This is a genomic window from Fibrisoma limi BUZ 3 (genome assembly GCF_000296815.2).
Classification (GTDB): domain Bacteria; phylum Bacteroidota; class Bacteroidia; order Cytophagales; family Spirosomataceae; genus Fibrisoma; species Fibrisoma limi.
The window spans coordinates 1-16,593 of sequence record NZ_CAIT01000003.1 but is presented as its reverse complement, the minus strand read 5'-3'; the positions used below and the strand labels follow the sequence as shown (position 1 = coordinate 16,593).

General features: G+C 57.0%; 3 protein-coding genes. All 3 read right to left on the bottom strand.

Features of this window, described 5'->3' with window-relative positions; translation table 11 throughout:
* Window positions 1-22: 22 nt before the first annotated feature.
* The 3 genes from BN8_RS00235 to BN8_RS32775 all read right to left on the bottom strand — a co-directional run bounded on the left by BN8_RS00235 (window position 23) and on the right by BN8_RS32775 (window position 15,685).
* Window positions 23-2,431: an OmpA family protein gene (locus tag BN8_RS00235; RefSeq protein ID WP_009279734.1), complete on the bottom strand. Its 2,409-nt coding sequence runs from the start codon at window positions 2,429-2,431 to the stop codon at window positions 23-25.
* A gap of 268 nt (window positions 2,432-2,699) precedes the next feature.
* A complete protein-coding gene (locus tag BN8_RS00230) occupies window positions 2,700-3,680 on the bottom strand; it encodes a PorP/SprF family type IX secretion system membrane protein (protein ID WP_009279733.1) in 981 nt (326 codons plus the stop codon).
* A 5-nt stretch (window positions 3,681-3,685) separates the two neighbouring features.
* Window positions 3,686-15,685, bottom strand: a complete 12,000-nt coding sequence (locus BN8_RS32775) for an SdrD B-like domain-containing protein (RefSeq protein WP_192579001.1) — start codon at window positions 15,683-15,685, stop codon at window positions 3,686-3,688.
* Between the last annotated feature and the right edge of the window lie 908 nt (window positions 15,686-16,593).

Sequence of the window (16,593 nt, the reverse complement as noted above, 5' to 3'; positions counted from 1 at the left end):
GTTACAGCAACGGAACACTGACCTACTCCAGCGTCAGGACTTTTATCTCCGTCCGGCGGTTCTGCTGGTGTTGTTCTTCGGGGCAGTCGACCCCATCGGCGCATTTGTTCAGCAGCTCATCTTCGCCGTAGCCTTTCGCGACCATCCGCTTAGGAGCAATGCCTTTCGACTTGAGATAAGCGGTTGCGGCCTTTGCCCGGTTGGCCGATAGCTTCCGGTTGTACTGCGCCGTGGCCCGGCTGTCGGTATGCGACCGCATCTCGATTTTCATACCAGGGTACTTCTTCATTAAGGCCACAACCTTATCCAACTCCGTGGCCGCATCGGGGCGGATGGCGGCTTTGTCGAGGTCGTAGTAAATGTTGTCGATCCGGATTACATCGCCCTTCCGAAACATCAGAATGTCCGTCGAGCCGGAGCCATCCTTGTCGATACGGCTGCCCGCCGTACCCATGCGCTCTTTGATGGCTTCGATGGAATAATTACAGCCGGGCGTTACGGGAAATCCATACGTACCGTCAGCGCCGGTGATGACCTGCTGCGACGTGCCATCGCATTCACTGACCAGAATGACCTTTGCACCCTCGATGGGTGTGTTATCGGCCTGCGTAAGCACCCGACCCCGTACCGACGTTGGCGCCACGGCGGCTGGTTTGGCTTCTTCAGTTGGTTTGGCGAGCGCAATGTCCAGCCGCGACGGTTTATCGTCGGCGAGGTCTTTGGTCGAGAAACCCACCTTATTATCCAGGTAGCCTTCGCGGCTCACCAGAAACTGGAAGTTGTTGTCGATGTCGAGACACAGCCGAACCAGGCCATTCGCGTCGGTTTTTAAGTCACGCTGTCGGGCGCTGCCGACCTGATCGTCGACGTGCAGGGGCGTATCGGCCAGAGGTTCCTTGGTCTGGGCGTCAAATACGCTGATGGTTAGCTGTCGACACGGATAAAGCGAGCCTTCGCGGGTGAACCGGTACAGATCGTCGTCGCTGCCGCCGTTTTTGCGGTTACTGCTGAAATAGCCCGCTTTCCGGTCGCCGTCGGTCACGATCCCGAAGTCATCTTTGGGAGAATTTAGCGGTTCGCCCAGGTTCTGCACCGATTTTACCTGCTGGCCGTCGTTACCCAATTGGGCAAAAAAGATGTCGAGTTCACCTAAGCCGGGCCGACCATCCGACGAAAAGTAAAGGTTCCCTTTTTCATCGACGAACGGGAAAAGCTCATTGCCTTTCGAGTTGACGTCCTTGCCAAGATTAACCGGCTCCGACCACTTGCCATCGGCCCATTTTGATACGTAGATGTCGGTGCCGCCCAAGCCACCCGGCCGGTCCGACGCGAAATACAGCAACTGATCCGGCTGACCGCTGGGCCCTTTACCCAGGGACGGATGTCCAGACGAGAACTCGTCGCTGTTGAACGGCAGTTCCTCTGCTTCGCTCCATGTGCCGTTCGTTTGCGTGGCGGTGTATAGCTTCAGTTTATTTACCCCGTCTTTGCTCTTACCGTAGTGACCGTTGTTGTAGTTATTACGGGTAAAAATCACTCGGGAACCGTCTTTTGAGAACGTAGCCGGGCCTTCGTGGTAGCGCGTGTTCAGCGACTTCTGGAAGCGTTCTGACTGGCTGACGGGCCGGTCTTCGTAGCTCTGAAACTGGTTTACATTGTTGCCCCCGTAGAACCCGACCGTTCGCGAATCGTTAGCCGTCATGGCCGTATAATCATCACGTCCCAGGGTTGGTTTGTAAGCGGCCGTCCGGACTTTACGCTTCGATGATTTAGCGTTGTCGGTTGTGGTTACCTTACCGCGCAGCGAGCCGGCTTCGGGCAGGAAATACAAATCCAGAAACGGTCCGTTTTTAGAGTCAATCACCTTTTTGGAGCCTTTATTACCACCCGACGCCGACACAAAGACCAGTCCATCGTGATAGAGCATTGGGCTGAATTCGGCCTTGCGGGTATTGATCGTCAGAAACTCCACTTTGTAGTTGGTGGCTTTCTTGCTCTGGGCGTTTGCCTCCCGATACAGCCGGGAGTAGGGCATTGCCTGCTGGTCGGCGGGCACCAGGGTATTATACTTCTCGAACGCTTCCTGGGCCTCCCGGAACTTACCGTTTGCCGCCAGCGACTGCGCGTAGTACAGATAAGCCGGGGCATGTTCGGCGGGCAGATCGCCCATTCCCATCAGTTCCCGGTACACGCGCTCGGCGTTTTTGGTATCGCGCTGCTGATGGTAGCTGAATCCTAGTCTGGCAAGGGTCGCCCGACGTTCTGTTTCCGTCAGCGCCGACGTGTTTTTCAGCGCCTGTTCGTACAAATCTATTGCATTGGCGTAGGCCAGTTGATCGAACTGCCGATCGGCCTGATTCGTCAGCGATTGCCCTAGCAGCGGGTTCAGGCTACAGGCAAGTAACCCCGACAGGAATAAAAAACGTACCATTCGCAAAAATGATTAGGTAACAGATTTATAGCCCAAAAGAAAAGGTATACCCTCCGGGATGAATCCAGGAAAGTATACCTTATCAGTAGCAAATACTGCGCCGAAAACGTAGAGTGCCTTATCCTACTTCAGAATAGCATTTGCGTATCTGTATCCTCACCCCAAACCCCTGAAGGGGCTTAGCTCCGCTAGGTTAAAAACCTGATAATGCAGCGCTAAGCCCCTTCAGGGGTTTGGTGTAAAGCGCAGAATCAAAACGTAGAGTGCCTTAGAAGTAGCGGGGCGTCAGGATGCGATTCTTACCAAAGCCAAATTCGTAGCGTAGCATGATCTCGTGTGAGCTGGGCGCTACGGTCCGGAAGTTGTTCATCGTATGGTCGTAGGCATACCCGAAACGGAACTGATCCGACAACTGCACTTCTACCATACCCACGATGGCATCGGTGCTGTAGTTGGTCCATGTCGAGAATTGATTGCGCCGGAACGACGTACCGATGGCAATGCGGTCGGCAAACCAGAAGTTGATGTTGCCGTCAAAACCCAGCGGAGCCCCTTCGGCATACTTGACCAGCAGCGACGGCTTCATCTTCACGGCCGGGCTCAGGCCCACCACGAAACCGGCCGTCAGATACGCGTGGCGACGCTGCACGGCCCGCAGGCTACCCGAATCAAATTCACCCAGTTTATTCTTGATCAGCCGAGGTACCGACACGCCCAGATACGACCTGTCGTTGCTGATGTAGATACCCGTACCGAAGTTCGGCAGCACCTTGCTGATGTTGCTGGCAAACGCGGGATCAACCTGGCCGGACCCATCGGGTGTTGTTCGTACCTCCGATAGGTTCACCTGGTAACTCGACGCGCCCCCCTGCAGGCCCAGGGCCAGGGTAGAGCGATCGCCCACCTTGATCCGGAAGGCGTAGGACGCAAAGCCACCAGCCTCCTGGAAAACTCCGATTCTGTCGCCGTAGAGCTGTAAACCAACGCCGACCCGCTCCCGGTTCAGGGGCATATCGATCGTGAATGTGGCCGTTTGCGGGGCACCATCCACGCCGGTCCACTGATTGCGGTAGAGCGCCGACATGCTGAGTACATCACGGCTACCCGCATAGGCCGGGTTGAGCGCCATCATGTTGAACATGTATTGCGAGAACATCTTGTCCTGCTGCGCCCGGACCGTGCCGCTGCCGGCCACGAAGGCCAGCAGCAGCGTAATTGCCCAAAACTTGGTTGAAAGCTGGTTTGACATTGGTATTATCGGTTAATCGTCATGAATCTCACAAACTTGCGGCCATCACTCAGCTTGACGACGTAGTAGTACGTTCCATCCGGCAGACCGTTCGCATCCGAACCGACCAGAACGCCCGTGTTCGGCTTACCATCCCAGTCGTTCTGGTAATCATCGCTCTTGTACACCAGGTGACCCCAGCGGTTGAACACTTCCAGGCTAACCGTCAGCCCGGTTGTTCCGCGAATCACGAACTGGTCGTTGATACCGTCACCGTTCGGCGAGAAACCTTCCGGTATGAACACCGTCGAGAATACGGCCGGCAGGATCAACGGAGTAGCTTCGCCTTCGTTCACATCGGTTGGATCACTGTTACCGTTCAGGTCAGGTTCCAGGCCATTGGTCGATACGTCCATCACAGTACCCGCTTTGGCATTAGCCCGGGCGTAGACTGAGTTGAGGAACGTGGTTGTCCGGCCGTCGGTCGTTACGTTAAGCGTCAGCAACAGCGTATCTACTTTACCCGCGGCCAGCGTACTGGTACTGTCGCCCAGCACCAGTCTCGAGTCACCGCTGCCATCGAAGGCCGGGTTGACCTTCAGGGCGCTGCCCGTCGAGATGATCACCGGCGCACCGATGATGGTGTAGCTGGCTCCCGTTGTGCTGTTAAACACCTTCTGTAGCGTATCGCTCAGGGTTACGTGCGTCAGTTGTTCCGGACCGAAGTTCTTCACCACGATCTGGTAAATCACCCTGTAGCTACCATCCGACTGGCGAACCGTATCGCGGACGGCCATAGCCACCCCGATGCGCGATTCCGTTGTGAGGTTGTCGAGTGCAACCGGCGTCGGTACGCTGTTGTTGCGCGGATCGAGGTCGTTGTCCGGGTCGTAGTTGTTACCAACTGTTGACGTATCCGACACCATCGTGCCATCGCCCGTTTCGGCCGTAGCGTAGGCCGAGTTGTAGAACGTCAGTGTATTGGCGCTTCTCACGTCCACCCGAACCACAAAGTTCAGGCTTCGGCTTGCGCCGGCGGCCAGCGTACTTGTCGAGTCGATCAGCATTTTCGTGATCAGTCCCTGACCCGTGAAGCTAACGTCGGCGGTCAGTCCCATACCGGCTGATACCGAAATCTGATTGCTCACGATCAGCGCACCGTTGCCGAAGGTCTGCGAGAGGTTGTCTACCACCTGAATCTTCCGGAGGTCAACCGTACCGCAGTTCTTCAGTGTAATCGTGTACGGCACGTCGTAGACTCCATTTTCGACCCGAATCGGTTTACCAACCGCTTTTGCAACACCCAGCAGGGCATCCGGCAGATCGAACCGCACCGCCGTCATAACGGAACCGGCCGGCAATGGATCGAGTCCATTGTTCGATAGATCCGTCACCGTCTGGCTCGAGTCGGCAACCGAACCCTGGGCTACCACACTCGTGTAGAACGGACCACCGTTGCCATTCGGTTTGATGTTCACCGTAATCAGCACCGAATCCAGTTCGCCTACGTTCAGCATACTACCCGCAGCCAGCAGGTTCGGCTCATTGAGACCGTTGTACGCTGAGTTCGGCATCAGGTTGCTGCCCGTGCGGACCACCGGCGATCCAACGACTGAGAACGCAGCCGGCTGGGTGAAGGCCCGCGCCAGGCTATCGGTCAGTTGTACGCCGTACAGCGGTACATCGCCGAAGTTTCTCACCGTTGTCTTATACGTTACGTTGTAGCTGCTGTCGGCCTGCTTCTCGACTTTCACCACCGCCAGGGCCACGCCAATGCTCGGACCCGACTGCGGGATGAGCAGCGTGAACGACGCTGGGCTGGTGTTGTTGGTCGGGTTGCCGTCGCCATCCGGGTCAGCATCGCCACCGTTCGTCGACAGGTCTTCTACCTTCGTCGTGTCGCTCATGGCGCAGGCGTAGGCGTAGTTGTCGAACGCACGGGTGCTATCGCCGTTGATACGTTTCACCTTCACATCGAGGAAGAACGTCTGCGTGCTTCCCGGCAGCAGGTAGCTGCTCGGTTCCAGCATATTTACCGTCGGATCGACACCTGTAAAGGCTGCGTTCGCCACCAGCGTTGAGGCCGGGTCATTGATCCGTATGCCAACCGAGTCAACTTTATTGATCCGGAAGGTATACGCCAGATCGTCGGTCACTTTTACGTGGTGCAGCGTATCAGCACCGTAGTTCGTCACCTTGAAGGCGTAGGTTACCCGGAAACTCGAATCACTGTCAACCATCGGCGTTCCAACCACCGCCTTCGCCAGACCGATGTAGCTCGGCGCGCTGGCCGATGTATCGGTTACGGTCACGCTCGACGTATTGTTCGCCAGATTCGTGTCGTTCTGATCGAGATACGTGATCTCTGCCGTGTTAACGATCTGACCTTTAGTCCGTACCTGTGCCCGGAACGAAATCGTATCCGAAGCACCGGCCGGCAGACTGTCAATCTTGGCGGTAATCACCCCACCCGAGACAGTGTATCCATTAGCCGGGCCACCGATCCAACCCAGTTCCAGACCCTCCGGCAGAACGTCGCGTACTTCGATATTCTTCGCGGTCTTGGCCCCTTCGTTTTTAACCAGCAGGGTGTAGGTTACCGTTTCTCCGAACGATACAGCCTGTTTGTCGGCGAGTTTCGTGATGCTCACGTCGGTCGACACCGTATCGGCTGCGCAGTTGAAGATTCGTACGTCCACCTTAGCCGGGGCGCTGTAGCAGCCCGCTTCTGTTTTCTGGAATACGTAGTAAGTGCCCGCGCCCACCGAATCCGGCCGCATCACAACGTCGGACGTCAACGATGTACCGATTCGGTATTCATACGTGCTACCCACAGCGGTTGTCGACAGGGCGTTGGCCAGGTTCACCTGGTTGGCCGGGCAGGTGTTCCGCAGGTTCACCGCCAGCGGAGCCGGCATTGACGCGGCCACCTTGACTGTTACCTCATCGGATGCTACCGAGCTGCAACCACCCTGATCCATCAACTGGACGCTGTAGTCACCGCTGCTTTTCACCACGATGCGCTGCGTTGTCGCTTTGTTGCTCCACAGGTAACCCGCAGCTCCGGCCGGTGCTTCAAGAACGACCGAATCACCGTAGCAGAGTACCGGCGAGCCAACTACTTTCACCAGCGGCACGGTCTTGCTACCGTTGATGGTCAGTACCATCTGATCGGTAGCAACCGGGCAGCTTGCGTTGTTCGTGCTCACCGACATCGTCAGCGTCACTTTACCGGCCATTACGTCCTCGACGCTGGCGGTATAGGTAGCCGTTGGTGAGTAGGCGTTGTCGAACGTACCGGTACCACTGGTAGTCCAGTGGGCTATGGTACCGGCTCCACCCATCACACCGGCCAGCTTGTAGGTCTTGGCAGCACAGAGCGTCGCGTCCGCACCGGCGCTGGCCGTAGCCGGGTTAGCCGGGTTACATGGCGTCACTTCGGTGCATGGCGTGATCTGTACGTGGATCATAGCCGGCAGGCTGATGCAACCCGATACGCTACGCTCAACGACGTAGTAGGTACCTGTACCCACCGCACCCGGATTCAGCACGCGCGACTCAGGCGTCAGGGCTTCGCTGGTGTAGAACTCGAAGGCTCCACCCGGCGTCAGCGGCTTACCAACGGCCGTGGTCAGATCAACCGTGTTGAACGGACAGGCATTCGTCTTATCGATAGCCTGCGGCATCGGCACTTTCGGCCCTACCGCCAGGCTTATTGCGTTCGACGCGGCACTCTTACAGTTGTTTGAGGTGCAGCAGAAGGCAGTCAGCGTAGTCGATGCGGCAGGCGATACGGTGATCGAAGTACCCACCTGGTTGTTCGACCAGGTTACGTAGCTGCCCGAGGGGCATCCCTGCGCTACCAGCGTGATCGGCGAGCCGAAGCAAACCGTTGTGCTCGATACGTTCGGGCTACCGGCAATGGCGATGGTCGGTGCGTTCGGCAGACCAACCTTCACGGTGCACACCGGTGAGAAATCACTGGCGCACTCACCGACAATGCACTGTACGCGGTATTCGGTATCTGCCGTCGGCGAAACGGTGATGCTCGCCGTCGTGTCGCCCGTTGACCAGAGCAGTCGGCCACCTTCGCAACCTCGTGCCGTCAGCGTAGCCGATTCGTTGGCACAGATAGTCGGCTTGTTGCAAACCACCGTCGGAACGGCCGGCGTACCCAGAATGGCGTCGCCCATGTTCGAGTACTGGCTCGTGCAACCATTGATGGTGCAGGTTGCCATTACCCAGTGATCACTGTAAACCGTTTTCTGAATTACAGCACCTTCGCTACCGTCAGACCACTTCACGATGCCATTCTCGCAACCATCAGCGCGGAACGTTACTGTGGTGCCGTAGCAGACAGTGAACGGATGCGATGGTGTTACGACCGGCGGAGCCACGAAGTTGACTTTCACTTTCGCACCGGCGGTATCAAGGTCAGCGCAGATCTGCTTGTCGGCGATCAGCGTCAACACATCCTCAGCCGTTGTCAGACCCGGTTTGATCAGGCTCAGATCCAGGTAGTTCTTATCCGACGGGTTGGCGTTGTACACCAGCGTATGGATAATGTAGTCGGCAGCCTGAGCCGGTACCGTGAACTTCGGTTCCATACTGGTCTGCTCAATCACCAAGTTCGCGCCTTTCGTCAGGACGAAGACCGTCGTGAAGCTGGTCGGTACAACCAGACCGCCGTTCGGCGTGGCCGCGATCATGACCGGCTTACCGTCTGATGCGCAGGCACCCGGGTTAACGGCCACCAGCGTACCGGCGTCGGCCGTGCAGTCACCCTGCTGACGTACCGTCACGCGGACGGACGGATCGCTCAGGCAGTTGTTCACCTGGCATTGTGCGTAGTAGGTCTGCGTACCTTCCGGTTTCACCAGGATCGATGTACCGCGGTTGCTGCCGTCCAGGCCATTTGTTGACCAGATAATTACCCCACCCGTACAGCCAGTTGCCGACAGCGTGATGGTATCGCCCGGCGTGTACTCGGTCTTCGAGGCCGACACCACCGGTACCGGCACCGGTATCACCGTGATCGTGTACTTCTGCGACGTATCGCTGGTGCAGAATCCGTCTTTGCAGTACACGGTGTACGAAGTCGTTACGTTCGGTGTTACCGTGATCGTTCTTGTCATTTCACCCGTGCTCCACATCGGTGTACCCTGGCAGTTGGTTATTGTCAGCGTCACTTCTTCGCCCGGGCAAATCGTATCCGTGCTGCAGACTACCGCTGGTGTCGGTGTCGGCGTTACGTTAATCTTGATCGTGTTCGACTTACCGCTACCACACTGAGCACCGGCTGGCTTACAGATCGCGTAGAACTCGCTGTTGTTGATCGTCGCCGTTACCGATACCACCGGTCCGGTCTGACCATCTGACCACTGAACCGTTCCAGTACAGCCGGTTGCCGTCAGCGATACCACCTGACCGTTGCAGGCCGATGTCGACGAAGCGGTTACCGTCGGCGGTGTACCCGTCGTGTTGACGGTCACACGTACCTTGTTCGATGCTTCGCTGTTGCAGGCACCTACCTGGCAGGTAGCGAAGTACTCCTTCGTTTCGCCCGGATAGATGTCGATGCTCGCTCCAATCTTATTGTCGACGTTCCAGCGAACCGTACCGTCGCAGCCTTCGGCCGTCAGCGTTACTTTCTCACCGCTGCAGATCAGCGTCTTGTTTGCGCTGATGATCGGAGCTGACGGCGTCAGTACCGTAATCGGCAGTGACTTCGACGGATCGCTGAGGCACTCGTTCACGCGGCACTGCGCGTAGTAGCTGATGTTCGACTGCGGATTAACCGTGATGCTGGCTCCCGTCTGCTGGTTGCTCCAGAGCACCGTACCCTCGCAGCCTACGGCCGTCAGGACCACTTTAGCACCTACGCAGACGGAGTCGGCGCTGGCCGTGATGGTCGGCACTTTCGGTGTCACGATACCAATCGTGTACGACTTCGACCGCGGGCTGGTGCAGGTGCCTTTCTTGCAGATCACCGTGTAGCTGTTGTTGCCAACCGTCGGCGTCACTACAATCGAAGCGGTCGTGTCGCCCGTGCTCCAGAGTGGCGTACCCTGGCAGTTTTCCACCGTCAGCGTCAGCGTTTCGCCCGGGCAAACAGCCGTTGTGCTGCATACCACCGTCGGCGTCGGCAGGTTGCCCACGTTGATCACCTTCTGAGCCGGTGCGCTTACGCAATTGTTCATGCGGCACTGAGCTGTGTAAGTAGTCTTCGTTGTCGGGTTAACCGTGATGCTGGCGCCCGTCTGCGAACCTTCTGACCAGATGATCGTACCGCCCTCGCAACCCGTAGCCGTCAGCACAACTGCACCACCCGGACATACCGTTTCGGTGCTGGCGGTGATGGTCGGCACCTGCGGATCGAGGACACGGATCGTAATCGTGTTCGAAGCGGCACTGATACACTGGCCAACTACGCAGCTCGCCGAGTAAGCCGTTGTCATCGTCGGGCTTACGTTGATCGTTGCCCCCGTCTGTCCATCCGACCAGCGTACTGTACCGGCGCAGTTACCAGCCGTCAGCGTTGCGCGGCCACCTTTGCAAATTTCCGTCGTAGCGCAGGCAATGACCGGCGGCTGTACATTGCAGGCAGCCGGGTTGATTGTTACTGACGACGTATCGTTCTCCGTAATGTTCAGGTCGTTATCCGGGCTGCTTACCGTAGCCAGGTTCTTGATCGGTCCGCCTGCGTTGATCGTTGCTTCGAGCAGCAGGCTGCGGTCCGATCCGGCGTTCAGCGAACCAACCGTCCAGACACCCGTCGTCGCGTTGTACTGTCCACCCGCCGTAGATGTTACGAAGGTCAGGGCAGCCGGCAGTTTATCCGTTACGATGACGTTGCTGGCAGCAACCGGTCCGTTGTTTTTCACCGTGATCGAGTAGGTCACTTTCTGACCCAACTGGTACGGTCCAGGCGTTACAATCTGTTTCACAACCGCCAGATCAGCCAGGCACTGGCCAACCGTTACGGTCACCGACGAGCGAGTTGCACTCGTGCAGCCCGTCGACAGGCTAACCGCTTCGGCGAAGTACACCGTCGTTGTCGTCGGTGTCACAACCAGCTTGCCGGCACTTTCGGTTGAGCCAACCAGTTTGCCCGTCTGGTCATACCAGTTGATACGTGCGCCCGGTGCGAAAGCAATCAGCTTCGTACTGCTGCCCTGACAGATCAACGAATCGTCGCAGGCTACACCCACCGGTGCATCCGGGCGCTTGTTGATCTGTACCATCAGCGACGCAACGGCTGCGTTACAGATACCGGCCGGATCGTTGGTAGTAGCCGTGATCATTACCATACCGTTGGCGCTATCCGCAGCCGACGGCGTGTAGGTTGACGTCAGGCTCGTCGGGTTGCTGAAGGTACCCGTACCGTTCGACGTCCACTGTACGCTGGTCGCTGAGCCGCCAATCGTAGCCGTCAGCGATACAACCTCGCCGGCGCAAATCGCTTTGTTCGGACCAACCGCAACCGTAGCCGGGTTGGTGCATTGCGCTGGTGTAATCACGATCGGTGACGTGCTCTGATCATCTTCGTTTTCGGCGTCGTTACCCGGCGTCGAATCGTTGTCCTGCGGAGGCAGATCATCGAGGATCATATCATCGTCGGCCTGCGTAATCTCAGCTACGTTGTTCAGACTGGTTCCCGTAAAGGCAGGATCCAGTACCAGGCGAATATTCACCGTCGTATCCCGACCAGCGGCCAGCGGCCCGGCCAGTGTAAGACTAGCCGTACCATTTGGTTCAGCCGTCCAGTTCGCATCAGCCAGGGACAGGCTTGTCGGTATATAATCCGTCACCTGTACGCGGTAGGCTGGTACGTTACCCTGGTTGATTACCCGGATTGTAAATGTCAGCGTATCACCGGCCCGAATCGGCTGTGGTTGTGAAGCGGCCAGTTGCTTGACGAGCGCGAGGTCGAAGATCGGCACCAGTTTGACACCGGCATCGACCGTCAGGTTGCTCTCACCTGCCGCCAGCGTGTAGGTCTGCGTACGACCCGTTACCAGATCAGCATCGGAGTCCGTCGTATCTGCACCCTGGTTTGGCATGGTCAGGGTGTAGCCCGTCGGCAGCGTCGCTGTTCCGAACACTACGTAGTACTGACCCGGCTGCAATCCGCTGAACAGATACTTACCATTCGCATCCGTTGCCGTTGTTGAAATCACGGCATTCGTGATGGCATTGTAGAGCGATACAGACACACCCTGAACACCTGGTTCACCGGTATCCTGCTGCCCATTGCCATTATTATCGTACCAGACAAAGTCGCCCAGGCTTGCAAATTGACCTATCGGTACGAGTACCGCATCCTGGTCATCTTCACCTGCGTCGTTGTTATCGAAGTCAGAATCCACATCCGTCGGTGGAGCGTTGCCCGCGATCGTGTCGTTGTCGGCACTGGTCAGTTCTGCCACGTTGGTCAGGCTGCTGCCTACAAACGTTGCCGAGATCTGAGCCGTCAGAGTCAGACTCACCGAGTTGCCCGGCAGGATCGGCCCTGCCACACTGGCCACGGCCGTATTGCCTGCCCCGGTTGTGAAGCTACCACCAGCCGTCAGGCTCATACCATCTGGCAGTCGGTCGGTTACCTGTACGCGATAAGCTGGCTGGTTACCCTGGTTAGCCACCGTCAGCACGAAGCTCACAGAACCACCAGGTTGTATACCAGCGGTAGTCGAGACCACCTTGGTCAAGGCAAGGTCAAACACTGGTGCCGGGATGATACCCGCATCCACCGTCAGATTGCTTTGATTAGCTACTAAGGTATAGCTACCCGTACGACCATCTACACCTGCATCGCTGTCGGTCGTGTCATTGCCTACGTTGGCCTGCGTCAGGACAAAGCCTTGCGGCAGACTAGCCGTATCGAAGACGATGTAGTACTGACCCGGTTGCAGATTCGTGAATAAGTACGTACCTGCCCCATTCGTCACCGTAGTAGACACAATTGCATTGGTCAGTGCGTTGTAGAGGCTTACTGTTATGTTTGGAACACCAGCCTCACCGGCATCCTGCTGGCCGTTGGCGTTGGTGTCCTCGAACACCAGGTCACCTAAGCTAGCTGTCAGCAGCGAGAAGCCCGCATCCACACTCGTATTGGTCTGACCCGACGCCAGGGTGATGTTAGTCACCACCCCGTTGATGGGATCACTGTCTAAGGTATCATCCCCGCCCTGGTCGGCTACACTGGCCGTGTAGTTGGCCGGGGCCGTGAAGCTCACTGAGTAAGGCACACCCGGCGTCAGGCCCGTGAAGCTGTAGACCCCATCGGCACCCGTCACCACGCTGGCTACCACCGTACCGTTGCTCACCAGGGTCACCGTCACCGAAGCCAGCCCCGTCTCTGAGGGCTGTTGCAGCCCATCCCGGTTGGCATCAACAAAGACCTTGTCACCCAGTGAGGCCGGGCGGAAGAAGCCCGCGTCCACCGTCAGGTTGCTCTCGTTGGCCGCTAACGTGTAGCTGCCACTGCGACCCGTCACCGGATCGGCATCACTATCGGTGGCGTCGTTGCCCACGTTAGCCACCGTGGCCGTGTAGCCCGTCGGGGTGGCAAACACCACCGTGTAGCTCACCCCTGGTGTCAAGCCCGTGAAGCTGTACACACCACTGGCGTTGGTGGTCGTCGAAGCCACCGGCGTAGCACCGCCGTCAGCCAGCAGCTGTACGCTCACCCCGGCAATGCCAGCCTCACCGGCATCCTGCTGGCCGTTGGCGTTGGTATCTTCAAACACCAGGTCACCCAGGCTCGCCGTCAAGAGCGAGAAGCCTGCATCCACACTCGTATTGGTCTGACCCGACGCCAGGGTGATGTTGGTCACCACCCCATTGATGGGATCACTGTCTAAGGTATCATCCCCGCCCTGGTCGGCTACACTGGCCGTGTAGTTGGCCGGGGCCGTGAAGCTCACTGAGTAAGGCACACCCGGCGTCAGGCCCGTGAAGCTGTAGACGCCATCGGCACCCGTCACCACACTGGCCACCACCGTACCGTTGCTCACCAACGTCACCGTCACCGATGCTAAGCCCGTCTCAGCCGCATCCTGCAAGCCGTTGCGGTTGGCATCGACAAAGACCTTGTCACCCAGTGAGGCCGGGCGGAAGAAGCCTGCGTCGACCGTCAGGTTGCTCTCGTTGGCCGCTAACGTGTAGCTGCCGCTGCGGCCTGTGATGGGGTCAGCGTCCGAATCCGTGGCATCGTTGCCCACGTTCGCCACCGTGGCCGTGTAGCCCGTCGGGGTGGCGAACACCACCGTGTAGCTTACCCCTGGTGTCAAGCCCGTGAAGCTGTACACACCACTGGCGTTGGTGGTCGTCGAAGCCACCGGCGTAGCACCGCCGTCAGCCAGCAGCTGTACGCTCACCCCGGCAATGCCAGCCTCGCCCGCATCCTGCTGGCCGTTGGCGTTGGTATCTTCAAACACCAGGTCGCCCAGGCTCGCCGTCAAGAGCGAGAAGCCTGCATCCACACTCGTATTGGTCTGACCCGACGCCAGGGTGATGTTGGTCACCACCCCGTTGATGGGATCACTGTCTAAGGTATCATCCCCGCCCTGGTCGGCTACACTGGCCGTGTAGTTGTGCGGGGCTGTGAAGCTCACTGAGTAAGGCACGCCCGGCGTCAGGCCCGTGAAGCTGTAGACCCCATCGGCACCCGTCACCACGCTGGCCACCACCGTACCGTTGCTCACCAGCGTTACCGTTACTGAAGCCAGCCCCGTCTCAGCCGCATCCTGCAGCCCATCCCGGTTAGCATCGACAAAGACCTTGTCACCCAGTGAAGCCGGGCGGAAGAAGCCTGCGTCGACCGTCAGGTTGCTCTCGTTGGCCGCCAGGGTGTAGCTGCCACTGCGACCTGTGATGGGATCAGCGTCTGAGTCCGTTTCGTCTGAGCCCACATTGGCCACCGTGGCCGTGTAGCCGGTTGGTGCAGCAAAGCTTACTGAATACGGTACAGTCGGGATGAGTCCTGTAAAACTATATACCCCGCTGGCGTTAGTCGTCGTTGTAGCGACTAATGTTGCGCTCTCGAAAAGCGAAACGCTCACCCCGGCAATGCCCGGCTCACCGGCATCCTGCTGGCCGTTAGCGTTACTGTCCTCAAATACCAGATTACCCAGGCTCGCCAATGGCCCTGGGATAACTTCTATATCACAACAATTGAGTGCCGGGCACCCGTTAGAGAATGTGGCGGTAAATCGATACGTGCCCGGACTCTTAATAGTAATTGAATTATCAGGATTGACAACGGCTGAATCGGCAGAGACATTAGCCACTACGTTTTCATTATTCCGAAACCAGATCACGTTCTGGAAACCGGTCGGAATAGTCGCCGTGAATTCTTCACCCGCGTATATAAATAAAGGAACCGAGAAGCAAACAGCCTCGTAGTCGTCTTCCTGTATGCTTCCATTACCCGGCTGCGAATCGCTGTCGGTACCGTCAGCCCCGACAACTTCGGCTGTTTTGAACCAGACGCCCCGTTGCAATACCGTAGCCGTGATTACGAGTATGGCTGAATCATTCTGAGCGATGGCGCCGACATTCCAGAGCTTCGTGGCCGTATTATAGGAACCTCCGCCCCGAATGACAGACGAATTAATAAAGGCCACGGCTCCTTCCGGCAAACTATCTTTTACCACAACGTTGGTTGCCCCGGCCGATCCAGCAGCGTTGCGGACAACAACCGTATATGAAACAACATCGTTGAGTTGCGGCTTGGCATTACTGACAGCCGATCGAATGCTTAAATCAACGTTGCCTGACTGAGCCTGGGCCGAAACGGCAATACACCCTACCAGTAGGGTTGTCAGTAAAGCAATGGCGCGCTGGGTAACATTACTCAATGCTATGCCCGGATGAGCATAGGCCATTGCCCAGGATAGTAGCCTGCCGAAGCTGGTACTACGCGTGCCCCGCGTTGTTGCCGGATGCGTTGCCGACTCCGGTTCGACGGCTGGGTGACTGGTAGTTACAAGAAAGGATTGGCTTCGTAAAAGTTGCTCATCCATTGGAGTTGAGAATAAATTTGTACTGGTCGCTGTCTGATTGATAAGTGAATTGGAAGGGCCTGCTCTGTACCGTCCGGGTGGTTCTCCATCGGCTTGAACGGATCGCTCGCGTGCTAGTGCTGAGTAGAATAAAGCTGGTGCCGTTGACCAATCCGCCGAAGTAGATGGCTGGCAGGTTGAAGCGGGTCTGGACACGTATGCACTCCTGCCCAGTAGTTGCAGGACGTAGTGAACCAGTCGGCAGGTTAATGAAGCAAGCCGGTTGGATTGGGCTGTAACAGCAACGGCTTCTTGTCCGGGCACCCGGCCGGTTTTTATTGCAAGAAGATTAGCACGAAGCGTAGAAGTTACTTTCATCTGCAACTGAATTTGGGGTGGAATTGCAAAACCGCTCAGTTCTCATCAACCATAGGTCGGGCCGCTAAACCGAGCGTATGATACGTTCAGTTCAAGCTGGCCCTAACAGCAGCTTTGACTCCTTTAGAAAATATCGAAAACTATGCCAATTAGTAACCGTGCTGTTTCTCAGGCCTTTGATAACCCATAAGCAATTGATAGCTAATGAATTATAGTCCTGATAGATGGGTCTTGAATCATGAGCGTATCCGGCCGCTGGAGCGATGGATAAATCGCACAAATGATCAAGTGTGCAAAAGGGAGTTAGCGAAAATTATGCCAACTGCGACTTTACGATAACCCAGAAACAGTTACAGATTTTTATGCGCTTTGTGAAACGAATAGTGCCCTGTGCAGGGGCTTCAAGCGCAATAAGAGAGAGAATGTGCCGAACGGCAAGGTATTAAAGAAAGCGGTTGCCCGCTTTGATTGCACAAATGTACAAGTGATAATTACAATTCCAAATAAATAGTATCATTTATCAATCATAACAAAAAAGCACCCAAGTCCGG

Bases quoted from the DNA above. Each gene is read 5' to 3' on its own strand.
- BN8_RS00235 (WP_009279734.1), bottom strand. From the start codon at position 2,431: ATGGTACGTTTTTTATTCCTGTCGGGGTTACTTGCCTGTAGCCTGAAC.
- BN8_RS00230 (WP_009279733.1), bottom strand. From the start codon at position 3,680: ATGTCAAACCAGCTTTCAACCAAGTTTTGGGCAATTACGCTGCTGCTG.
- BN8_RS32775 (WP_192579001.1), bottom strand. From the start codon at position 15,685: ATGGATGAGCAACTTTTACGAAGCCAATCCTTTCTTGTAACTACCAGT.